Genomic DNA, 20,523 nt, shown 5'->3' with positions numbered 1-20,523 from the left:
GATCGGGGGATACCCGATCTACCCGTGCGGAACCGTTTCTTCGGTCAACATTCGCAGCACCGCGATGTCACCGTCGGCGGCGGCCCGGCGCTGCCGTTCGGCTCCGGTTCCTTCGTTTTCCAGCTGGTTGAGAAGGGTGTTCACGAGCGCCAGATCACCGGTCTCCGCCAGCGCCGATCGCGTGTGCTCCCGCAGCGAGGCGAGCCTGCCGGCGGCCGGGACCGGTTTCCCGGCGATCGGGTCGATGGCCGGTCCGGACAGCCCGTATCGTGCGGCCGACCAGACGGCGGCCGCCGCGATCTGCGGGTCGAGGGGTTCGGCTTCGACGCCCTTGTCCAGCGCGTCGAGCGCGGTACGCACCAGCGCGCGCGTCAGCAGTGCCTGCAAGACGGCCTCGTCCACGGTCGAGGCGGTATCGGCCGCGCGGACCTCGACCGTCGGCCAGCTCGGTGACGGCCTCGCCAGCCAGAAGGTCTGTTTGGCGTCGACGAGCACGCCGCAGTCCACCAGCCGGTCGACCTGGATCTCGTAGTCCTCGATGCCCGCGAAGTGCGGTGCGATCCCGGAGCCGGGGAACCGGCTTTGCTCCACCATCCGCCAGCTGGCGTACCCGCTGTCCCGGCCACCGTCGAACGGCGAGTTCCCGGACAGGGCGAGCAGCGTGGGCAGCCATTCGGCCAGATGGTTCACCACGGCCACCGCCGTGTCGCGGTCGGGTACGCCGATGTGGACGTGACAACCACAGGCCTCGTAGGACCGCACCACTCCCGCGTACAGGTCGTCCACCTTGCCGAACCGGTCGTCGTCGGCCTGGGGCTCCCGGTCGGGCGGACCGCGCAGCGCGGTACCCGAGGCGATGATGGCGCAGTCTTCGGCGGCGGCCGCTTCGGCGAGTGACCGCCGTCCCGCCACCAGGTGGTGATACAGCTCTTCCGAGGTCTCGCAGACGCCGGTGGCGGCCTCGATCTGCGTCGGCCGCAATTCCCGGTGCACCGCGGCGCCGTCGGGCAGCGGACAGCAGGCCTGCTGCCGGGCGACCACGGCTTCCGCGCGCGGACAGCTCACCCCGGTTCTGGGGTCGACCAGCAGGAACTCCTCTTCGACACCGATGCCGGTCATCGCCGCTCCCGCTTCCTCGGCAGCGCGTGCACGGCGGGCCCCTGGATCACCGAGCCGTCCAAGGCGAAGCGCGAGCCGTGGCACGGGCAGTCCCAGGTCTTCTCCGCGTTGTTGAACGCGACCAGGCAGCCGAGGTGGGTGCAATGCGCGCCGACGGCGTGCAGCTCACCGTCGGGATCACGGTAGGCGGCGACGAGTTCACCGCCGTCCCGGGTGACCTTGGCTTCGCCGGGGGCCAGCTCGTCCAGGGCCGCGGGCTTGCGCAGAGCGCTGACATGGTCGCCCACCAGGAACTTCGCCACCGTGGCGTTGTTCTCCACGGTCGTGATCGCGGAACGGAGGTCGAAACGGTTGGGGTCGTAGAGGCTCGCCGAGGGGTTCTCCTTGCCGGTCAGCAGATCCGCCAGGAGCAGCCCGGCCGCGGTGCCGCCGGTCATCCCCCATTGGCCGAAGCCGGTGGCGACCCAGAGGTGACGGCTCGCCGGATGGTACCGCCCGACATAGGGTACGGAGTCCACAGTGGACAAGTCGTGGGCGGACCAGCGGTGGGTCACCCGGTGCACCCCGGCGTGGTCGCTCGCCCAGCTCGCCAGTCGTTCGTAACGGCTCTCCACGTCGACGGAGTCGCCGACCCGGTAGTGCTCGCCGCCGGCGACCGCGTACGGGACACCGTCGTTGAGATAGCCGCGAACGGAGTGATGCGTGTCGGCGTCGAGATACATCCCCTCCACCCGCCGATTGCCTTCGACCGGGCCCGCGACGACCAGATCGCGCACCGGGTCGAGCCGCGCGAAGAACAGGCCGCGATCCAGCATCGGATAGTGGGTCGCCACCACGACTTCCCCCGCCCGTACCTCACCGGCGGTGGTCCGCACCCGGGTACCACCGAGTTCGTCGACGCCTTCCGCGCGGACACCCTCCACGATCGTGCCGCCCGCGCGTTCGATCTGCTCCGCGAGACCGAGCAGCCACCGGCGCGGGTGGAAATGAGCCTGCCCGGTGAACTTCACCGCACCGAGTGACGGCACGTCGAGGTCGACGTCCGTGACGAAGGTGGCGGGCAGACCGGCTTCCGCGGCGGCTTCGGCTTCCCGTTCGAGGTTTTCCACCGTCCCCGGCCGTGTCGTGTAGACGAAGCTGTCGGCGCGGGTGAACCCGCAGTCGATGCCGAGTTCGGCGGAAGCGGCGGCGATCCAGTCCAGGGCCGCGGCCTGCGTGTACGCGTACGTCGCGGCGGCTTCGGCGCCCTTGGACTTGGTCAGGGTGGCGTATTTCAGCCCGTGTTGAGTGCTGATCTTCGCCGTGGTGTGGCCCGAAACACCCGCCGCGAGACGGGCCGCCTCCAGGACGAGCACCGAGCGTCCCGCCCTCGCCAGCCGGTAGGCCGTGGTCAGTCCCGCGATACCACCACCGAGGACGGCGACGTCGACCTCCCTCGGCAGCGGAGTACCGGTCCGATCAGGAGCGGGAGCGGTGTCGAGCCACAGTGAACGCGTTCCGGGCAACTCCGTCATGGCGCCCGGATGCCCGCACGCCAACGCGGGCAAACCAGCGACGGCGGGGTTTTCCGGCTCGGGGAGCGGGGTAGCCGTCGGTCATGAACACAGCTCCCAGGTCCCCCGAGGAAAAGAACATCTTCGTGATCGGTCTCGACGAGAGCAACGAAGAGGTACTGAGGCGGATCCCGGGCGCGGACCGCTACCACTTCCACCAGTTGCTGACGGTCGAAGAACTCCAGTACGGAGAAATCCCGATCATCGACCTCATGGAGAAGGCGCAGAAGCAGCTGGACGCCTTTGACGGCACGATCGACGCCATCGTGAGCTATTGGGACTTCCCGGCCTCGACGATGGTGGCGATGCTGTGTGAGAAGTACGGTTTGCCCGGCGTCTCGCTCGAAGCGGTGCTGAAGACCGAGCACAAGTACTGGAGCCGTCTCGAACAGGCCAAGGTGATCGACGAGCTGCCCGCGTTCGGCATCGTCGATCTGGACAACGAGAAGCCTGAGCCACCCGATGGCGTCGACTACCCCATGTGGCTCAAGCCGGTGAAGTCGTTTTCGTCCGAACTGGCCTTCCACGTCGCTGACGACGAGGAGCTCGCCAAGGCCGTCGCCGAGATCCGCCAGGGAGTCGACCGGGTCGGCAAACCCTTCGACCACATCCTCGGCAAGGTCGACCTGCCCCAGTCGGTCGCCGACGCCGGCGGTGCGGCCTGCCTGGCGGAAGGCGCGCTCACCGGCGTCCAGGCCGCGACCGAAGGCTATGTCCACAATGGACAGGTCACCGTGTACGGCGTGCTCGATTCGATCAACTACCCCGACACGCCTTGCTTCATGAGACACCAGTACCCGTCGCAGCTGCCGGACGACTCCGTCCGGCGGATGAAGGAGATCTCGGTGCTGGTCATGGAGCAGATCGGCTTCGACAACGCGACGTTCAGCATCGAGTTCTTCTGCCATCCCGAATCCGGGCAGGCCTGCCTGCTGGAGATCAACCCGAGGCACTCCCAGTCCCACGCGGAGCTCTTCGAATACGTCGACGGCCTGGCGAACCACCAGATCATGGTGCGGCTGGGGCTCGGCGAGGATCCCGGCGAGCGGCGGCATCGAGGTGACTACCAGATCGCGGGCAAGTGGTACTACCGCCGGTTCGAAGACGGGATGGTGACCCGCGTACCCACTCGTGCCGAGGTCGCCGACCTGGAGGCCGAGATCCCCGGCGTCAAGATCGAGATCGTGCCCGAGAAGGGCATGCGGCTTTCTGAGCTGCCCGCGCAGGACAGCTACAGCTACGAACTCGCCCATCTCTTCGTCGCGGCGCAGACCGAACGGGAGATGGAGCAGAAATACCGCCGGTGCACCGAAGCGCTGCGGTTCGAATTCGAGGAGGGATAGCCCATGCGGACGGTGGCTTCGCTGCCGTACGAGATCACCGAGGACGACCACGTCTGGATCCCGATGTCCGATGGGATCAGGCTGTCGGCCAGGATCTGGCGTCCGGTCGCCTCGGACACCGAACCGGTGCCCGCGATCCTGGAGTACATCCCGTACCGCCATCGCGATCTGACGTCGGTGCGGGACTCGGTGCATCATCCGTATCTGGCGGGCCACGGGTACGCCTGTGTCCGCGTGGACATCCGGGGGTCCGGGGAGTCGGAGGGCGTGCTCGCCGACGAGTACCTCGAACGGGAGCAACTCGACGCCGAAGAGGTCCTCGAATGGATCGCGGCGCAGCCGTGGTGCACCGGCCGGACCGGGATGATGGGCATCTCCTGGGGCGGGTTCGCCGCGTTGCAGACCGCCGCGCGCAAACCGCCCGGCCTCGCCGCGATCGCGATCTCGTCCTTCACCGACGACCGGTACGCCGACGACATGCACTACATGGGTGGCTGCCTGCTGTCGGACAACGTCGCCGAGGCGTCCACGATGTTCGCCTACAGCACGTTGCCGCCCGACCCGGCGCTGGCGGGGGAGCGGTGGCGCGACCTGTGGTTCGAACGGCTGGAGAACTGCAGCCTTTGGATCGGTGAGTGGCTGAGCCATCAGCGTCGTGACGGCTATTGGCGGCACGCTTCGGTCTGCGAGAACTACAGCGACGTCCAGGTGCCCGTGCTCGCCTCCAGCGGCTGGGCCGACGGCTATTCGAACGCGGTATCCCGGCTGCTGGCCAATCTCGACGTCCCGCGCCGAGGGCTGATCGGGCCGTGGTCGCACAAGTACCCGCATCTGGGCCGGCCGGGTCCGGCCATCGGGTACCTGCAGGAGCTGGTCCGCTGGTGGGATCACTGGCTGAAGGACATCGAGAACGGCGTCATGGACGGGCCGATGCTCCAGACCTGGATGCAGGACAGCGTACCGCCGTCGACGTCCTACGAGGACCGGCCCGGCCGCTGGGTCGGCGAACCGTCTTGGCCTTCACCGCACGTCCACCCGTCGGAACACCGGCTCACCCGGCACCGGATCGCCCGGCCGGGCGAAGAGGTCCCGCAGGAGCGGCTGTCCGTTTCCTCGCCGCTGTCGGTCGGCCAGTTCGCGGGGAAGTGGGCTTCCTACAGCGCACCGCCCGACCTGCCGTACGACCAGCGGGAAGAGGACGGCGGCTCCCTCGTCTTCGACACCGACGAACTCACCGAACCGTGCGAGATCCTCGGTTCACCGGTGGTGGAGCTGGAGGTCTCCGCGGACAAGCCGGTGGCGATGGTCGCCGCCCGCCTGTCCGACGTCGCGCCGGACGGCCGGGCGACGCGGGTGACCTACGGGTTGCTGAACCTGACCCATCGGGACGGGCACGACGATCCGGAACCGGTGGAGCCGGGGAAACGCTACCGGGTGCGGATCGAACTCAACGCGGTCGCGCAGGCCTTCCCCGCCGGGCACCGGATCCGGCTTTCGCTCTCGTCGTCGTACTGGCCGCTGGCCTGGCCACCGCCGGAACCGGCGATGGTGACCGTCCACACCGGACAGAGCACGCTCACCCTCCCGGTCCGGCCGATGGCCGAAGCGGACGAGGTGCCCGCACGTCCGTTCGACGAGCCCGAAGGCACGGAACCGTTGCCCGCCACGCAACTCGAACCCGGTGAGCAACGCTGGACCGTCTCCCGTGACCTGATCGACTACCGGTCCGCGCTCGACATCGTGAAGAACGAGGGCAAGGTCCGCTTCGAGGACATCGATCTCGAAGTCACCAGGAACGTGTTGGAGCGCTACTCGTGGGTGGCGGACGACTTCTGTTCCCCGGTGGCGGAAACCTCGTGGTCGATCACCTTCTCCCGGGGTGACTGGGAAGCCAGGTCCGAGACCCGCACCCGGGTTTCCTGCACCCCCACCGAGTTCGTCATCGACGCCCAGCTCGACGGGTACGAGGGGGAACGAAGGGTGTTCTCCCGCAACTGGCATCGGACGGTGCCCCGTGACCACGTCTGAGCCAAGCCTGCGGGCAAAGGCACTCTACGCCTGGTCACGGATCACCAAACGGAAACGGACCTACGCCGACATCGACCGTTTCCGACGAAGCATCGAACGCAGCCAGCGTGCGGGCCACACCGAACCGAGCCGGTCGATCCGCCGCCGGTTCGACGTCCGGGAGTCCGAAGTGGATGGACGGCCCTGCTACACCATCCGGCCGCACGACGCCGGGATCGGCAAGCAGGTGCTGTACTTCCACGGCGGCGCCTACGTGCACCAGATCCAGCACGACCACTGGAAGTTCTTCGGCCGGCTCATCACCCGTACCGGGTGCACGGTGACCGTCCCGATCTATCCACTGGCGCCCGCACATCAGTGCCCCGAGACCGTCGAGTTCGTCCAGCGCGCCTACGACAAGTTCGCCGCCGGCCTCCAGCCGGAGGACCAGGTCGTGATGGGTGACTCCGCCGGTGCGGGGATCGCGCTCGAACTCGTCAAGTCGTTGCGTGACGACGGGCGTCCGGTGCCGAAGGAGACCGTGCTGCTGTCGCCTTGGCTGGATCTCACGATGAGCCACCCGGCCCAGCCCGCACTGGACCGGCGGGATCCATCCCTCGCGCTCACCGGGCTGAACGAGGCGGCACGGCTCTACAGTGGACCGCTGCCGCGGACGGATCCCCGGCTCAGTCCGATCTCCGGGGATCTCACCGGTCTCGGGAACCTGACCACCTACATCGGTACCAGGGACGTCCTGCTCGCCGACGCGCGACGACTGCGGACGCTCTGCACCGAACAGGGCGTCCGGCTCGATTACCACGAGTACGCAGGCATGATCCATGCCTGGATGATCGCGTCGATCCCGGAGGCGACACGGGTGGTGGAGGAGATCGCGCACCTTGTGGACCGTCGTTCCGTGTAGCGGCGGTCTGAAGGGGTAACCGGAGACGAGCGGCCGGGGCAACGAGGTTGTGCGCCCCCGGCCGCGAGGTGGACCGGCGTGGGCAGTCCCGGCGGAGCAGGGACGCCGGCGCGCCGGTCACCGTGACCACTGTGGAGCGGACAGATGCAGCAAGTGACTTCGTTGAGGGAGCTCGCCGACCTCGTGCGGGGACGGAAAGAACTGTACGTGCGCTGGGCGCCGTCGCCGGAGCACCGGCCGGGTACCAGCCGTGACGAGCTCACCGGGGTGGAACTGCCCGGCCTGTCGGTGAACCCCCTCGAACCCGAACCGTGGTGGCGCGACCAGCCGCTGGACCTGTGGCTGGCCAGGAAGCTCTACGACTACTGCCACCTTCAGCATGAACGGCGCCGGGACACGAAACCCTGGGTCCTCTCGGGCCGGATCGCCGGCACCGGACCGGACAACGAGCCGTTGCTCACCGATCCGGAGCCGGTCGCCCGGATTTCCACCGACGTCTTGGACGAAGCGCGCGATCTGCTGCAGCAGCACGCGAAAGAGGACGCTCAATGGGGTCCGCTGCGCCGCCCGCCGGAGCTGGACCGAGCCTGAGAGTGGGGTTCACTCCGTCCGCACGGCCAGTAGCTCGACGACGTCCTCGGCCCGTTCACGTTCCGCGAACCGGGCACGCTGCCGGTCCGCTCCGCTGCCGCCTTCGACGAGCCGGACACAGCCTTCCCGGACGAAGTCGTAGTCACCGCTCTCTTTGAGCGCACTCGCGGCGAAGGCGACGACGTCCTCGAGCACCTCCGTGGCGGGAGCGAGGTCACCTGTGCGGGGATGGGGGCAGCGACCGGACAAGCCTTCCCGCGAAGCACGCCAAAGGTGCGCTCGCAGGACTTCGTTGGGCAGTTCGGCCGGCCGTTCGTCCGAGTCGAGGATCGTGGCGACCATGCCGCGGATCAACACTCCCAGCAGAGTCGCTTCCTCGGGGGTGGCGGCGACGTCGGAGAACCGGAACTCCAGTGTCGGCTGATTTTCGGAAAGCCTTACGTCCCAGTAGATCATCTTGCGATCGAGGATCGCGCCCGCGCGCAACCAGGCGTCCACGATGCTTTCGTATTGGTCCAGCGAGGTGAAGGCAGGCGGGGGTCCGGCCGAGGGCCACCGGCTCCACTGCTGATAACGCCAGCTGCTGTAACTGGTGTCGTAGCCGTCGCAGATGGCCGAGTTCGCGGTGACGGTCAGCAAGGCGGGCAGCCACGGGCGGACCCGCGCGAGGACCCGGATGCCGGTTTCCCGGTCGGGGATGGCGATGTGGACGTGGCAGCCGCAGGTGTGCGAGGTGCGGGCGATGGCTCCGAAGTGTTCGGCCATCCGCTCGTAGCGTGGATTCGGCGTGATCGTCGGGAGTTCGCTTTCCGCCAGCGGGGCGCTGCCACAGGGCAACAGGCGGCAGTCCCGCCGGGCGGCGGCACTCGCCAGATCCGCGCGCAGGTTCCGAAGCTGCCGCAGCGCCTCATCGTGCGTGGTGCAGATGTCCGTGGCCGATTCGGCCTGTGACCGGGTGAGTTCGTGCTGAAGCTCGCCCTCGTCTTCATCCGCGGCGTCGACGACCATGTCGCCCGCCGGGGCCAGGTGACCGTCGCGGCCGACCACGAAGAACTCTTCCTCGATACCGAACGTGAGTACGTCGTCTTTCACCTGCGGCAGATACCCGAGGTATGCCCTGGCCAAACGTGGTTTTCCGCCACGCCGAAAGGGGTACTTCACGGCATGGAATCCAGGTCGGCGGAGCCGCCGTATCGGCGCGCTGCGGCAATTGGCCGACGACCTCGCCCACCTGCTGCCCGGTTTGCAGGATCACCTGGAGGACCAGCTGCTGTCCGGCCGGGTCGGCTCGGTCGGGGAGGCGTGGGACAAGGTGGCGGGCGTCGGCATCGCGCTGGCCCAAGCCCGCGCGATGAGCCGGTCACCGGCGGGCGACCACCCGGACCGACTTCAGTTCCGCGTCCGCCGGGTCGGGCAGTTCCATTCCCGCCCCCAGCCCGCTGCGCAGGTAGTCCAGGATCGGTTCGGTCAGTACCTCGCCGGGCAGGACGGCGGGCGCTCCCGGCGGGTAAGGCGTGATCATCTCGGCGCAGATCCGGCCGACGGCGCGGTCGGCCGCCACCTGCTCCGCCGGTCCGAAGAAGGCGTCACGCGGCAGCATCGCCGTCTCGAGTTCGAAGTCAGCGGGATCGGGGATGCGGACTTCGGGCGGGGCCGGCAGGTCGGCTTCGGTCAGCGCTTCGAGCGCGTCGAGCAGGACGGTCGCCGTCTTCTCGTCGTCGGAATGGTTGAACTGCGCGACGATCCGGCGATGGTCCGACAACCCCACGGTGACGTCACGGTGCTCCCGCAGCCAGTCCGCGGCCTGATATCCGCTGATCCCGAGGTCGCGCACATCCATCACCACCTTGAGCGGGTCGACGGAATCGGCCAGCCGCGGCCCGAGGAATTCGTCATGCAGGACCCGGAGACCGCCGATCTCGGCGACGCTTTGCCGCACCGACGAGACCAGCTTCAACGCGGCGGCGAGCAATTCCTTGCCCTGCAAGGCCATCTGACGTCGCCAGCCGTCGAGCGTGGCGTACACGAGTGAACTCGGGCTGGTCGTGCCCAGCAGGTCTTCCCGTGCCTTGAGCACGTTCGGATCGACGCGGTCACCCTGAAGATGGAACACCGAACTCTGCTCGACCGCCGCCCCCATCTTGTGCACGCTGGTCACGCAGACGTCGGCGCCGGCGTCCATCGCCCACGGCGGCAGATCGTCGTGGAAGGGCAGATGCGCTCCCCACGCCTCGTCGACGATCAGGGGAATGCCGCGGTCATGGCAGGCGTCGGCGACCGCGCGGATGTCCCCGCAGGTGCCGTAATCGGTCGGCGTCACCATGAGCGCGCCCTTGGCCTCCGGCTCGTCTTCGAACGCGGCCGCGAACTCCTGCGGGCCCGGGGGATGGGTCAGATGCTGTTCGGTGTCCCAGCGCGGCCGTACCCATACCGGGCAGACGCCGCTGATGATCAACCCCGCGATCACGGATTTGTGCGCGTGCCGGGGGACGAGCAGCTTTTCGTGCGGACCGGCGACCGACAGCATCGCGCTTTTGACCGAGAGTGAACTGCCGCAGGTCGAGAAGAAGGTGTGCTCCGCGCTGACGGCGTCGGCCATCAATTTCTGCGCTTCGGCAAGGACACCGGCGCGCATCAACCGGTCGTCGAGTCCGTTGAGCGCGATGACGTCCGACGCGAACACGTCCGGTCCCACCACTTCGAGTACGCGCGGGTCGACGCCCCGGCCCTGTTTGTGACCAGGCGCGTTGAACGGTACGAAGCCGCGGTCACGGTACTCGCGCAACGCCTCGAGTACCGGTGCCTTGCGATGATCCATACGATCGGTGTAGCCGGGGAGTGAATCGCGGAAACCACTCGAAAGATTGGCCTACACGGACCGCACGCTGCTGGAATCGATCCTGCGCCCCTACCCTAGGCGCGGACCACCGCGACGGGGCAGCGCGCGTGATGGAGGGCGTCGTCGCTGATCGAGCCGAGCAGCAGCCGCCGCAGCGGGCCGTGCTCGCTCCGGCCGAGCACCAGCAAGGCCGCGTCCGAAGACTGTCCGGTCAGTGCCTGCCCGGTGGGACCGATACCGTGCACGACCTCCACGGCCACCTCGGGGAACCGCTCGCGCAAGGGTTTCAGCTGCCGGTCGACCAGTTCGTCGGAGATCTCCTGGGGTGCCGCGGGCGCGGGGTCGAGGATCGGGCCGCCGAGCAGCGGCTCGCTCGTCGGTCCCCAGACCGGGATCCGGGCGACGTGGACGGCGTGCACCGCCAAGCCGTGACGCGCCGCGAAGTCGAACGCGAAGGCGGCCGCGGCGGAACTCTGCTCGGAGCCGTCGGTGCCGAGCACCACCGGCCCGCCGGGGGCGGACTCTTCACCGCGGACGACGATGACCGGCCGTCCGGCGGTTTTGGTCACTTCGGCTTCGGTCGACCCCAGCATCGCTCGCGTGAAGACGCCGGTGTGGGATTCCCCGAGCACGATCATCGCGGCGTCCGTCTCGTCGGCGACCGAAGTCAGTACCGCCTCCGGGGTGCCGCCGCGGACGACCGTCCGGACGTCGAGGTCAGGCTCGGTGCGATGAAGCGCTTCGGCCATCGAGCCGAGCTGCCGACGCGCCGGTTCCACCGCGGCCGCCTCGTCGGCGGCCTCCGGAACGGCTCCCGCGAGCGGGGAGGCCACCAGGTCGGCGCCGGGCGGAGGCAGGCGGTCACGCGCGCAATAAGCGAGCACCAGACCGCGTGCCCGCGTCTTCGCTTGGGTCAGCGCCCATCGAACGGCCCGCCGGGCCTCGCCCGAACCGTCGAACCCGACCACGACCGGGCCCGCACCGGTCTGCGCGGTGGACATCGCCATCACCTCCCGACTCGCCGGGAAGTACCCGTTTCACGAGGTCTTCAAGCAGCGGGTGGACAGTTCGTCGGCCGCCCGACGAGTGGCATCCCCGAGGCCGCTCGGCTACGCCGGCGAGCAGGCACTCGGGGAACCGGGCGTCAGCGAGTGAGCGCGTCCCGGGCCGATTCCAGGGTCGGATGCACGTTGAAAACGGCATCGAGGCCGAGAAGAGACATGGGGCGCAGCAAGGCCCGCTCCTGGGTGACCAGGATGAACGGGACGCCCGCCTCATCGGCCTTCGCCCGGATCTGGACGAAGGCGGTGAAGCCGGACGAGTCACAGAAGGTGACCTTGGACAGGTCAGCGATCAGCGCCGCGGGGCTGAACCGGAGCTCTTCCTCCAGGGTCTGCCGCAGGCCGTCGGAGACGGCGAGATCGATTTCACCGGAAACGGTGACCACCGTATCGGTGTCGGACGCGGTGACCGAGACGTCGAGAGGGGACACGAATCTCCGGGTTGAACGGGGCCGCTCGGCGGCCGGTGCGCGATAGTCGGTCAAATTGACTCCTTGCCGGTACGGGGCCCGGCTGCTGCCCCGGTACGGGACATACCGGACCCAAAAAAAGAAAGGGCCCGGCGGCTGGTGTCTGAACCGCGACCAGGCAACCGTATCAGCCCCTCTGCCCGCACCGCTGGATGAGCGTTTCGGGCCGGTCACCCGGTTGCCCGATCCGGACGGCGACTGCTCCACACGGAAGCGCCTCGTAGGCTGAACGCCACTCGCGGTGACAGGAGGCTGAAGTGTCCGGGACGACGATGGCCGAGGTGATGGCCGAACTCGCCGCGCTCGAAGACCAGAGAGCACGCCAGGTCAACGAGAAACACGGTGACGATCACGGGGTGAACCTCGGCAAGCTGCGCGCGTTCGCCAAACGGCTGAAGACCCAGCAGGAGCTCGCCCGCGAGCTCTGGGAGACCGGCGACACCGCGGCGAAACTGCTCGCGCTCCTGATCTGCCGCCCGAAGGCGTTCGACCGTGAAGATCTGGACCGTATGGTGCGGGAGGCGCGGACCCCGAAGGTGCACGACTGGCTCGTGAACTATGTGGTGAAGAAGAACCCGCACGCCGAAGGGCTGCGGTCCGCCTGGTTCGCCGATCCGGATCCGGTGGTCGCGAGCGCGGGCTGGGCACTGACCACCGAGCGCGTGACGAAGAAGCCCGAGGGCCTCGACCTGTCTCGTCTGCTCGACGTCATCGAGGCGGAGATGAAGGCAGCCCCGGACCGTCTGCAGTGGGCGATGAACCACTGCCTGGCGCAGATCGGCATCGACCACCCCGAGTATCGTGCCCGGGCGATCGACATCGGGGAGCGCCTGGAGGTCCTCAAGGACTATCCGACTCCGCCGAACTGCACGTCCCCGTTCGCGCCCGTCTGGATCACGGAGATCGTGAGCAGACGGCACGCCGGCCAGTCCTGAGTGGCGATTCGGGTTCAGCCCACGGTGGTTCACTCCTTGAGGGACTCGTATTCCTTCATCGCCGGTCCCCAGGTTGTGATCAAGGTGCGAAACCGGGTGACGATGCTCGTGCGGCACCTTCCCGGGAAGCCCACCATCAGCCTCAGCCGCACCACCGGTCGCGACGGCTGCGCGTACGGCCCTCTTCCTCAGCTCAGCCGCTGAGCGGCTTCGGAAATCTCGATGCCGTCCTGCTCGGCGCACAACGCCAGCAGTGCCGCGGCGGCGTGGCTGTCGACCTCGTGACGTTCCATGAGCGCGCCCTTGGCTCGCTCGATCGTCGCCATCTCGCGCCAGAAGGAGGCACGCCAGCGCGCGTCGTCGATGTTGTCGTCGGTCGTCACAGATCGAGGATCGCGCACTCCCGCTCGTCCTGAAACCCGGGCCCGCCACACTGACCAGGACGAGTGACGGTTCCGCCCCGATCGGCCCAATCCGCCGCCCGATTCAGCCCAGCGCGTCGGCCTTGATGGCTTCGAACTGGGCGCCCATGCGCGCCGCGAGCGCTTCCGCCGCACGCAGCGGCCGGACCATCACCTTGAAGTCGGCGATCCTGCCCTCGGAGTCGAAGGTCAGGAGGTCGCAGCCGTTGATCCGCAACCCGTCGACCATCGCTTCGAACTCGTAGACGTGGTGCGTGCCGTCCTGGATCTCGCGGACATAGCGGAAATCTTCGAACACGCGCAGGACACCGCGCAGGATGGCCGCGGTGATCGCCTTGCCCTGATACGGCTTGAACGCCACAGGGCTGGTGAAGACCACGTCGTCGGCGAGCATCGCTTCGATCGCGGCAGCGTCTTTCGCTTCGACGGCCTGACGGAACGTGGGCATGGCGAGCTCCTCTTAGTCAACTTGTTGAGTAGAGGAGGCCGAGCGTAGATGCTCGCCGGTCCAGTGTCCATCAAGTGGGTAATCAACTTTGCGACTAATCTACGAGCTGACTACGATCAGCCCATGGCGCTGCGGAACGCGATCCTGGCGATGCTGCTGGAGGGTGAATCCTCCGGCTACGACCTGGCGAAGAGTTTCAAGGCGTCGGTCGCCAACTTCTGGACCGCGACGCCGCAGCAGCTCTACCGGGAGCTGGACAAGATGGAGTCGCAGGGCCTGGTGGCGGCACGGGTCGTCGAACAGGGGCGCCGTCCGAACAAGCGGCTCTTCTCCTTGACCGACGCCGGCGCGGCCGAACTCGCCGACTTCACCACGCGAGCACCGAAGCCCACCGCGATCCGTGACGAACTGCTCGTGCAGATCCAGGCTGTCGAAGCGGGCGACGACGAGGCGATCCGGCGCGCCGTGGTGGACCGGATGGCCACGGCCGAAACGAAACTCAACCGGTTCGAACGCCTCCGGGAGCGGCTGCTCGGTGACGCCACCGAGCCGGACTTTCTCGCTACCGCGCCCCGGGTCGGCCCCTATTTGACGCTCGCGCGCGGGATCTCGTTCGAGCAGGGAAACATTCGTTGGTGTGAACAGGTTCTCGCCGTTCTCGATCAGCGCGCGGCGGTGAGCTGAGGTTCACTGCAGGTACTGAGGGATGGGGTGGAAGAGCCGGAGGTGGCTGCGTGGTCGAGCCGAACAAGGGTCCGACGTTCTGTCAGGTGGTGCTGGACTGCACCGACGCCCGTGTGCTCGCCGAGTTCTACCGGCGGCTGCTGGTGTGGAACTACCGTCCTGGCGACGAACCGCCGTCGGCGGGAGCCGGAGACGAGCGCGGCGAAGACTGGCTGGTACTGAGAAACCCGGCAGGCGGCGTGCAAATCGCCTTCCAGCGGGTCGATCGGCTGCCCGAAGCGAGCTGGCCGGATCCCGCCCCGGTGCCCCAGCAGTTGCACCTCGACCTGACCGTGGACTCGGTCGAGGAGCTCGACGCGCAGCACGCACGCGTCCTCGAACTCGGTGGCCGGCTCTTGCTCGACCGCAGCGACGACCCCGACGAACCGCTGCGCGTGTACGCGGATCCGGCGGGACACCCGTTCTGCGTCTTCGTCGTCTGACACACAGCCGTCTGCTGGAGAGGAGCCCGTCTTGACCGTCGCGCTGATCATCGGTGACCTCCAGCGAGGTATCACGGACAAGTATCCGTTCGCCGGAAAGGTTTTGCCGCAGGTCGCCGAACTGCTTCCGCGTGCCCGCGCCGCCGGTGTCCGGGTCGTGTTCGTGCACTTCGCGATGCGAGGCAACGGTGCGGACCTGCCACCGGGCAACGCGCTGGTCAGATCGTTCTTCGAAGCCGGGGACACCTTCCATGAAGGCTCGGCGGGCACCGAACTCACTTTGCCGGTCGCCGACGAGGACGTCGTCGTACTGAAACGCCGTGCCAGCGCTTTCGCTGGTACGGATCTCGACCTGGTGCTCCGGGCGGGCGGTGTCGACACCGTCGCGATCGCCGGGGTCGCGACGAGCGCGATGGTGGCCGCGACGTGTTACGACGCGGCGGACCGCGGCTACCACGTGACCGTGCTCCGCGATGGTTGCGCCGACGGCGATCCGGCGATGCACGACTTCTTCATGGACGCCGTCTTCCCCAGCCGGGGATTCGAGGTCGTCTCCTCCGCGGAGTGGTCAACGCGATGAGCCACTTCCGCGTTTAGTCCTCTGAATGCGGGAAGTGGCCGGGGGAGTGGCTAGGAGCGGACGAGACGTGCGATCGCTTCCGAGGCCTCGCGGATCTTTCGGTCCGCCTCCGGACCCCCTTTCGCCGCCGCCTCGACGACGCAGCCCGCCATGTGCTGCTTCAGCAATTCCAACGAGAACGACTGCAGCGCCCGGGTCGCCGCGGAGACCTGCGTGAGGATGTCGATGCAGTATTCGTCCTCCTCGACCATCTTCTGAAGTCCGCGGAGCTGCCCCTCGATGCGGCGCAAGCGCTTGAGGTGGTTCGTCTTGCTGTCGCCGTGACCGGTCACGTCCGTCCCTCCGGTTCGCCCTGTCTCGTCCCAGCATGCCCGTTCGGTGCGTGGAGCGCGTCGGTGGCGGTGTCGTGGCATACGTCACCGGGGTATGCCGCTTGCCCTACCCCCCTAGGGTATGTAGGGTCGGTGTCAGGAGGTCGGACATGCACGGATACGCGCAAGGCAATGACGAATACCTGACCAGGCTGCGACGGATCGAAGGACAGATCCGGGGCCTGCAGCGGATGGTCGACGAGGACGAGTACTGCATCGACATCCTCACCCAGGTCTCCGCCGCGACCAAGGCGCTGCAATCGGTTTCGCTGGGGCTGATGGACGAACACCTCAAGCACTGCGTGTCCGACGCCATCGCCAAGGGCGGCGCCAAAGCCGACGAGAAGATCAAGGAGGCGAGCGACGTCATCGCCCGCCTCGTCCGTTCCTGAGTCACCCGAAGAAAACGGAGGAGAACACCATGCGCGAGACCACCTACACCGTCACCGGCATGACCTGCGGCCACTGCGTCAGCTCGGTCACCGAAGAGGTCGGGAAGATCAGCGGCGTCACGGACGTCCGTGTCGACCTGCCGACCGGCGCGGTGACCGTCATCAGCTCCCGGGAACCCGAGGTCGCCGACGTGCGCGCGGCCGTCGAAGAAGCCGGATACGAGCTGACCGCCTGATTCGCGCGGCGGCTCCATGACCACGGGCCCATGGCCCGTACTAAGGACTTCACGATGAACACAGCAGCGAAGCTCTCCGCCTACGGTGTGGCGCTTGCCCTGGTCGCCGGTGGCGCCTGGGCCGCCGGTAGCGCTGTCGGTCCCTTCGCCGGCGCCGCCGGCCTGCCCGGCGGCGAGGACGCCGGGCACGGGGACGCTCACAGCGGCACTGTCGCGGAGGCAGCGCGGACCGACGAGCCCGGCGGGCTCGCGTCGTCCAGGGGCGGCTACACCCTCACGCCCACCACCACGACGCTCACGCCGGGGACGACCCGGCCTTTCTCCTTCCGGATTCTCGGTTCCGACGGGGCGCCGATCACCGCCTACGATGTCGAACACGAGAAGCGGATGCATCTCATCGTCGTCCGCCGCGACACCGCCGGCTTCCGGCACGTGCATCCCGAACTGGGGGCGGACGGCACGTGGACGGTGCCGCTCGCGTTGCCGGAGGCGGGTTCCTACCGCGTCTTCGCCGACTTCAAACCGTCAGGCGGTACAGCGACCACGCTGGGGGTCGACGTCGCCGCGGCCGGGGACTTCAAGCCGGTCGAGTACCAGCCGTCGCGTGTCGCGAACGTCGATGGCTACCGGGTCCGCCTCGACGGTGACCTGACGCCGGGCCGGTCTTCGAAGGTGACCTTGATGGTGACCAAGGACGGCCAGGACGTGACCGACTTGCAGCCCTACCTCGGAGCCTACGGACACTTGGTGGCCCTGCGCGGCGGCGACCTCGCCTACCTGCACGTGCACCCCGACGGTGAGCCCGGTGACGGCCGTACCGCACCCGGACCCGCCATCACCTTCTTCGCGGAAGTCCCGTCCGACGGCACCTATCGGCTGTTCCTGGATTTCCAGCACCAGGGGAAGGTCCGCACCGCGGAGTTCACCGTCGCCACGGGTACCGCCGCGCCGGTGGCCGACGACGGCCACGGCGGACACGGCTGACCGCGAGAGTCGGAAAAGGAGTGAGCACGATGACATCCGATGTCGACCAGGCGCGGACGACCGAAGTCGAACTCGCGATCACCGGCATGACCTGCGCGTCCTGCGCGATGCGCATCGAGAAGAAACTGAACAAACTCGACGGGGTCACCGCGACCGTCAATTACGCCACCGAGAAGGCCAAGGTCACCTATCCAGCCGGTATCGAACCGCGGCGGTTGATCGAACAGGTGGAGGCGGCCGGATACTCGGCCGCCGTACCCGCCCCGGCGAAGAGCGCCGACCTCGGCGAGCCTCGTGAAGAGGCCGATCCGATCGCGCCGTTGCGGCAGCGGCTGATCGGTTCCGCGGTGCTGTCGGTGCCGGTGATCCTGCTGGCGATGGTGCCCGCGCTGCAGTTCACCTACTGGCAGTGGATCTCGTTGACGTTGGCCGCACCGGTCCTGGTGTGGGCGGCGTGGCCGTTCCACAAGGCGGCGTGGGCGAACCTGCGCCACGGCGCGGCCACCATGGACACGCTGATCTCGATGGGCACGCTGGCGGCGTTCCTGTGGTCGTTGTACGCCCTGCTGTTCGGGACAGCCGGGACGCCGGGGATGACGCATCCCTTCGAGCTGACGGTTCAGCGCATGGCCGGTGACGGCAACATCTATCTCGAGGTCGCCGCCGGTGTCACGACGTTCATCCTCGCCGGACGCTATTTCGAGGCCCGCTCCAAGCGGCGGGCGGGCGCGGCGTTGCGGGCCTTGCTGGAGCTGGGCGCGAAGGACGTCGCGGTCCTCCGCGACGGCGGGGAAGTGCGTATCCCGGTCGATCAGCTGGCCGTGGGGGACGAGTTCGTGGTCCGGCCGGGCGAGAAGATCGCCACCGACGGTGTCATCACCGAAGGCAGTTCCGCCGTCGACGCAAGCATGCTGACCGGGGAGAGTGTGCCGGTCGAGGTCGGTCCCGGGGACGCGGTGGTCGGTGCGACGGTCAACGCGGGCGGACGGCTCGTCGTCCGTGCGACACGGGTCGGCGCGGACACGCAACTGGCGCAGATGGCGAAGCTGGTGGAGGACGCCCAGACCGGGAAGGCCCAGGTCCAGCGGCTGGCGGACCGGGTGTCGGCGGTGTTCGTACCGGTCGTGATCGCGCTTTCCGCCGGCACGCTGATGTTCTGGCTCGGGGCGGGCGGTTCGGTCGCGGCGGCGTTCACCGCGGCGGTCGCCGTGCTGATCATCGCCTGCCCGTGCGCGCTCGGCCTGGCGACGCCGACCGCGTTGCTCGTCGGCACCGGCCGCGGCGCGCAGCTCGGGATCCTGATCAAGGGGCCGGAGGTGCTGGAATCGACCCGCGCCGTGGACACGGTCGTCCTCGACAAGACCGGCACCGTGACCACGGGGCAGATGTCGCTGGTGGCCGTGCACGTCGCCGACGGTGTCGACACCGAGGAGACCCTGCGGCTGGCAGGCGCGCTGGAAGACGCGTCCGAGCACCCCATCGCGCAGGCCATCGCCCGCTCGGCCCGCGAGCGGGTGGGTGAGCTGCCGTCGGTCGAGGGCTTCGCCAACGTCGAAGGTCTTGGTGTGCAAGGGATCGTCGACGGCAAGGCGGTACTGGCCGGGCGCAGCGCCCTGCTGGAAGAGTGGGCGCATCACCTGCCGGAGGCGCTCGCCGAGGTGAAGGCGGCCGAGGAGAAAGAGGGCCGCACCGCGGTTGTCGTCGGCTGGGACGGGAAGGCCCGCGCCGTCCTCGTCGTCGCCGACACGGTCAAGCCGACCTCCGCCGAAGCCATCACGCAGCTGCGGGCGCTCGGGTTGACCCCGGTCCTGCTCACCGGCGACAACGAGGCCGTGGCCCGCGCGGTGGCGGCGGAGGTGGGGATCACCGAGGTGATCGCCGAGGTCCTGCCCAAGGACAAGGTCGACGTGGTCAAGCGGCTGCAGGGCGAAGGCAAGGTGGTCGCGATGGTCGGTGACGGCGTCAACGACGCGGCCGCGCTGGCCCAGGCCGATCTCGGCCTGGCGATGGGTACCGGGACGGACGTCGCGATCGAGGCGTCGGATCTCACCCTCGTCCGCGGGGATCTGCGGGCGGCGGTGGACGCGATCCGGCTTTCCCGGCGGACGTTGCGCACCATCAAGGGCAACCTGTTCTGGGCCTTCGCCTACAACGTCGCGGCGCTGCCACTGGCCGCGGCGGGGCTGCTCAACCCGATGATCGCCGGTGCCGCGATGGCCTTCAGCTCGGTCTTCGTGGTCACGAACAGCTTGCGGCTCAAGGGATTCCGCGGCACAGCGAGCTGAGCAAGCGGTCCGTGAAGGCCTCCTTCCCTACCCTCACCGTAGGGAAGGAGGCCTTCACGGACCTGCGGGCGCATCTCAGTCGGTCAACGGGATTCCCCAGGCTTCCGCCACCTGGCCGGAGGTCAATACCGAACTCGGCGGACCCGCGGCGACGAGGTGACCGTCCCGCAGCAGCAAACAGTGATCCGCTCGGCGTGCGACCGCGAGATCGTGGGTGACGCGCAGGATCGTCGTCCCTTCGGCGAGCGCGGTCCGCAGTGCCTCGTCGATCATGGCCCGGGCGTGCAGATCCAGACCGGCCGAGGGTTCGTCGAGCAGCAGCAGTCCGGCTTGCTGCGCCAGCCCTTGCGCCACCAGCGCCCGCTGACGTTGGCCACCGGACAGAGTGCCCAGCATCCGGTGCGCGATCGAGGTGATGTCGAGACGTGCCATGCATTCCTCGACGACTTCACGGTCCATCGCGGACAGTCGGCGCCACGGGCCGCGGTGCGCCCAGCGACCCATGGTGACGGTGGCGCGCACGGTGACCGGGAGCGATGAGGACACCTCGCTCTGCTGGGTCACGTAAGCGACGCGGCGGGGATCCCGGCGGGTGCAGGAACCGGCGGTCGGTGGCAGAACCCCCGCGACGACGTTGAGCAGCGACGACTTGCCTGCTCCGTTCGCGCCGACGACCGCGGTGAGGCGCCCGTGCGGCACCTCGGCGGTGACGCCGCACAGCACTTCCCGGTGGCCGTAGTGCGCATGTACGCCGTCGAGTGTGAGGGCGGTTGTGTCCGAGTTCATCCCACCTCATTCG

23 protein-coding genes are annotated in these 20,523 nt (G+C 68.3%); 13 read left to right on the top strand and 10 right to left on the bottom strand.

Annotated elements, in window-relative coordinates; all coding sequences use genetic code 11:
• Window positions 1–18: 18 nt before the first annotated feature.
• Window positions 19–1,119, bottom strand: coding sequence for a carboxylate-amine ligase (locus AVL48_RS36740; protein WP_061980911.1), 1,101 nt, complete (start codon window positions 1,117–1,119; stop codon window positions 19–21).
• Window positions 1,116–2,633 carry an FAD-dependent oxidoreductase gene (locus AVL48_RS36735; RefSeq protein WP_061981135.1) on the bottom strand — a complete coding sequence of 506 codons (1,518 nt, stop codon included), beginning with the start codon at window positions 2,631–2,633 and terminating at the stop codon, window positions 1,116–1,118. Before AVL48_RS36735 ends, AVL48_RS36740 begins: the two co-directional genes overlap by 4 nt.
• A gap of 83 nt (window positions 2,634–2,716) precedes the next feature.
• Between AVL48_RS36735 and AVL48_RS36730 the strand changes: the two genes are divergently transcribed.
• The 4 genes from AVL48_RS36730 (at window position 2,717) to AVL48_RS36715 (ending at window position 7,535) form a co-directional block, all read left to right on the top strand.
• Window positions 2,717–4,015 carry an ATP-grasp domain-containing protein gene (locus tag AVL48_RS36730; protein WP_061980912.1) on the top strand — a complete coding sequence of 433 codons (1,299 nt, stop codon included), beginning with the start codon at window positions 2,717–2,719 and terminating at the stop codon, window positions 4,013–4,015.
• Window positions 4,016–4,018: 3 nt separating this feature from the next.
• Window positions 4,019–6,043 (top strand): CocE/NonD family hydrolase, encoded by a 2,025-nt coding sequence (locus AVL48_RS36725; protein ID WP_061980913.1) that lies wholly within the window; start codon window positions 4,019–4,021, stop codon window positions 6,041–6,043.
• Window positions 6,030–6,944 (top strand): alpha/beta hydrolase fold domain-containing protein, encoded by a 915-nt coding sequence (locus tag AVL48_RS36720; protein WP_061980914.1) that lies wholly within the window; start codon window positions 6,030–6,032, stop codon window positions 6,942–6,944. The genes AVL48_RS36725 and AVL48_RS36720 overlap by 14 nt, the downstream gene beginning before the upstream one ends.
• 144 nt (window positions 6,945–7,088) lie before the next feature.
• The gene (locus AVL48_RS36715) at window positions 7,089–7,535 is read left to right on the top strand and encodes a DUF6098 family protein (protein ID WP_061980915.1); all 447 of its coding nucleotides are present in this window, start codon (window positions 7,089–7,091) and stop codon (window positions 7,533–7,535) included.
• 9 nt (window positions 7,536–7,544) lie between these two features.
• Here AVL48_RS36715 and AVL48_RS36710 read toward each other — a convergent pair whose 3' ends face one another.
• The 3 genes from AVL48_RS36710 to AVL48_RS36700 form a co-directional block, all read right to left on the bottom strand.
• Complete coding sequence (locus tag AVL48_RS36710; protein ID WP_061981137.1) at window positions 7,545–8,627, bottom strand: carboxylate-amine ligase; 1,083 nt, start codon at window positions 8,625–8,627, stop codon at window positions 7,545–7,547.
• 268 nt (window positions 8,628–8,895) lie between these two features.
• Complete coding sequence (locus AVL48_RS36705; RefSeq protein ID WP_061980916.1) at window positions 8,896–10,353, bottom strand: aminotransferase class I/II-fold pyridoxal phosphate-dependent enzyme; 1,458 nt, start codon at window positions 10,351–10,353, stop codon at window positions 8,896–8,898.
• A gap of 95 nt (window positions 10,354–10,448) precedes the next feature.
• Window positions 10,449–11,375, bottom strand: coding sequence for a universal stress protein (locus AVL48_RS36700; RefSeq protein WP_061980917.1), 927 nt, complete (start codon window positions 11,373–11,375; stop codon window positions 10,449–10,451).
• On the opposite strand from AVL48_RS36700, the gene AVL48_RS39420 reads away from it, so the two are divergent.
• The gene (locus tag AVL48_RS39420; protein ID WP_156515798.1) at window positions 11,368–11,529 is read left to right on the top strand and encodes a hypothetical protein; all 162 of its coding nucleotides are present in this window, start codon (window positions 11,368–11,370) and stop codon (window positions 11,527–11,529) included. The two genes, AVL48_RS36700 and AVL48_RS39420, sit on opposite strands and share 8 nt — an antisense overlap.
• On the opposite strand, the gene AVL48_RS36695 is transcribed toward AVL48_RS39420, so the two are convergent.
• Complete coding sequence (locus tag AVL48_RS36695; protein ID WP_063816500.1) at window positions 11,519–11,866, bottom strand: STAS domain-containing protein; 348 nt, start codon at window positions 11,864–11,866, stop codon at window positions 11,519–11,521. The genes AVL48_RS39420 and AVL48_RS36695 overlap by 11 nt on opposite strands.
• 296 nt (window positions 11,867–12,162) lie before the next feature.
• Here AVL48_RS36695 and AVL48_RS36690 point away from each other — a divergent pair, with 296 nt between their 5' ends.
• On the top strand, window positions 12,163–12,840 hold the full coding sequence (locus AVL48_RS36690; protein WP_208616232.1) for a DNA alkylation repair protein: 678 nt from the start codon (window positions 12,163–12,165) through the stop codon (window positions 12,838–12,840).
• A 188-nt stretch (window positions 12,841–13,028) separates the two neighbouring features.
• Here the strand turns inward: AVL48_RS36690 and AVL48_RS36685 are convergent, their stop codons facing one another.
• Together AVL48_RS36685 and AVL48_RS36680 are read right to left on the bottom strand one after the other, a co-directional pair.
• Window positions 13,029–13,223 (bottom strand): ANTAR domain-containing protein, encoded by a 195-nt coding sequence (locus AVL48_RS36685; protein WP_061980920.1) that lies wholly within the window; start codon window positions 13,221–13,223, stop codon window positions 13,029–13,031.
• Between the two features lie 103 nt (window positions 13,224–13,326).
• Window positions 13,327–13,710 carry a nuclear transport factor 2 family protein gene (locus tag AVL48_RS36680; RefSeq protein WP_061980921.1) on the bottom strand — a complete coding sequence of 128 codons (384 nt, stop codon included), beginning with the start codon at window positions 13,708–13,710 and terminating at the stop codon, window positions 13,327–13,329.
• Between the two features lie 123 nt (window positions 13,711–13,833).
• On the opposite strand from AVL48_RS36680, the gene AVL48_RS36675 reads away from it, so the two are divergent.
• Genes AVL48_RS36675 through AVL48_RS36665 form a run of 3 tightly spaced genes read left to right on the top strand, consistent with a single transcriptional unit; the run spans window position 13,834 to window position 15,456 of the window.
• Window positions 13,834–14,394, top strand: a complete 561-nt coding sequence (locus AVL48_RS36675; RefSeq protein ID WP_061980922.1) for a PadR family transcriptional regulator — start codon at window positions 13,834–13,836, stop codon at window positions 14,392–14,394.
• Between the two features lie 50 nt (window positions 14,395–14,444).
• Entirely contained in the window at window positions 14,445–14,876 is a 432-nt protein-coding gene (locus AVL48_RS36670; protein ID WP_061980923.1) for a VOC family protein, read from the top strand.
• A 31-nt stretch (window positions 14,877–14,907) separates the two neighbouring features.
• A complete protein-coding gene (locus AVL48_RS36665; RefSeq protein ID WP_061980924.1) occupies window positions 14,908–15,456 on the top strand; it encodes a cysteine hydrolase family protein in 549 nt (182 codons plus the stop codon).
• A gap of 50 nt (window positions 15,457–15,506) precedes the next feature.
• On the opposite strand, the gene AVL48_RS36660 is transcribed toward AVL48_RS36665, so the two are convergent.
• Window positions 15,507–15,788, bottom strand: a complete 282-nt coding sequence (locus tag AVL48_RS36660) for a metal-sensitive transcriptional regulator (protein WP_061980925.1) — start codon at window positions 15,786–15,788, stop codon at window positions 15,507–15,509.
• Window positions 15,789–15,937: 149 nt separating this feature from the next.
• Between AVL48_RS36660 and AVL48_RS36655 the strand changes: the two genes are divergently transcribed.
• Genes AVL48_RS36655 through AVL48_RS36640 form a run of 4 tightly spaced genes read left to right on the top strand, consistent with a single transcriptional unit; the run spans window position 15,938 to window position 19,724 of the window.
• The gene (locus AVL48_RS36655) at window positions 15,938–16,219 is read left to right on the top strand and encodes a metal-sensitive transcriptional regulator (protein WP_061980926.1); all 282 of its coding nucleotides are present in this window, start codon (window positions 15,938–15,940) and stop codon (window positions 16,217–16,219) included.
• 29 nt (window positions 16,220–16,248) lie between these two features.
• Window positions 16,249–16,455, top strand: coding sequence for a heavy-metal-associated domain-containing protein (locus AVL48_RS36650; RefSeq protein WP_061980927.1), 207 nt, complete (start codon window positions 16,249–16,251; stop codon window positions 16,453–16,455).
• Window positions 16,456–16,509: 54 nt separating this feature from the next.
• Window positions 16,510–17,439 carry a hypothetical protein gene (locus tag AVL48_RS36645; protein ID WP_061980928.1) on the top strand — a complete coding sequence of 310 codons (930 nt, stop codon included), beginning with the start codon at window positions 16,510–16,512 and terminating at the stop codon, window positions 17,437–17,439.
• A 29-nt stretch (window positions 17,440–17,468) separates the two neighbouring features.
• Window positions 17,469–19,724 (top strand): heavy metal translocating P-type ATPase, encoded by a 2,256-nt coding sequence (locus AVL48_RS36640; protein ID WP_061981139.1) that lies wholly within the window; start codon window positions 17,469–17,471, stop codon window positions 19,722–19,724.
• Window positions 19,725–19,799: 75 nt separating this feature from the next.
• On the opposite strand, the gene aztA is transcribed toward AVL48_RS36640, so the two are convergent.
• Complete coding sequence (gene aztA / locus AVL48_RS36635) at window positions 19,800–20,510, bottom strand: zinc ABC transporter ATP-binding protein AztA (RefSeq protein ID WP_061980929.1); 711 nt, start codon at window positions 20,508–20,510, stop codon at window positions 19,800–19,802.
• Window positions 20,511–20,523: the final 13 nt, after the last annotated feature.

The sequence above is a fragment of the Amycolatopsis regifaucium genome (assembly GCF_001613935.1).
GTDB lineage: Bacteria > Actinomycetota > Actinomycetes > Mycobacteriales > Pseudonocardiaceae > Amycolatopsis > Amycolatopsis regifaucium.
Note: the sequence above shows the minus strand (reverse complement) of the source record. Positions and strands in the feature narration are given on the sequence as shown.

What these genes read in the sequence shown, in the direction of transcription:
- AVL48_RS36740 (WP_061980911.1), bottom strand. Translation starts at nt 1,119, where the DNA reads ATGACCGGCATCGGTGTCGAAGAGGAGTTCCTGCTGGTCGACCCCAGA.
- AVL48_RS36735 (WP_061981135.1), bottom strand. Translation starts at nt 2,633, where the DNA reads ATGACGGAGTTGCCCGGAACGCGTTCACTGTGGCTCGACACCGCTCCC.
- AVL48_RS36730 (WP_061980912.1), top strand. Translation starts at nt 2,717, where the DNA reads ATGAACACAGCTCCCAGGTCCCCCGAGGAAAAGAACATCTTCGTGATC.
- AVL48_RS36725 (WP_061980913.1), top strand. Translation starts at nt 4,019, where the DNA reads ATGCGGACGGTGGCTTCGCTGCCGTACGAGATCACCGAGGACGACCAC.
- AVL48_RS36715 (WP_061980915.1), top strand. Translation starts at nt 7,089, where the DNA reads ATGCAGCAAGTGACTTCGTTGAGGGAGCTCGCCGACCTCGTGCGGGGA.
- AVL48_RS36705 (WP_061980916.1), bottom strand. Translation starts at nt 10,353, where the DNA reads ATGGATCATCGCAAGGCACCGGTACTCGAGGCGTTGCGCGAGTACCGT.
- AVL48_RS36700 (WP_061980917.1), bottom strand. Translation starts at nt 11,375, where the DNA reads ATGTCCACCGCGCAGACCGGTGCGGGCCCGGTCGTGGTCGGGTTCGAC.
- AVL48_RS36680 (WP_061980921.1), bottom strand. Translation starts at nt 13,710, where the DNA reads ATGCCCACGTTCCGTCAGGCCGTCGAAGCGAAAGACGCTGCCGCGATC.
- AVL48_RS36675 (WP_061980922.1), top strand. Translation starts at nt 13,834, where the DNA reads ATGGCGCTGCGGAACGCGATCCTGGCGATGCTGCTGGAGGGTGAATCC.
- AVL48_RS36655 (WP_061980926.1), top strand. Translation starts at nt 15,938, where the DNA reads ATGCACGGATACGCGCAAGGCAATGACGAATACCTGACCAGGCTGCGA.
- AVL48_RS36650 (WP_061980927.1), top strand. Translation starts at nt 16,249, where the DNA reads ATGCGCGAGACCACCTACACCGTCACCGGCATGACCTGCGGCCACTGC.
- AVL48_RS36645 (WP_061980928.1), top strand. Translation starts at nt 16,510, where the DNA reads ATGAACACAGCAGCGAAGCTCTCCGCCTACGGTGTGGCGCTTGCCCTG.
- AVL48_RS36640 (WP_061981139.1), top strand. Translation starts at nt 17,469, where the DNA reads ATGACATCCGATGTCGACCAGGCGCGGACGACCGAAGTCGAACTCGCG.
- aztA (WP_061980929.1), bottom strand. Translation starts at nt 20,510, where the DNA reads ATGAACTCGGACACAACCGCCCTCACACTCGACGGCGTACATGCGCAC.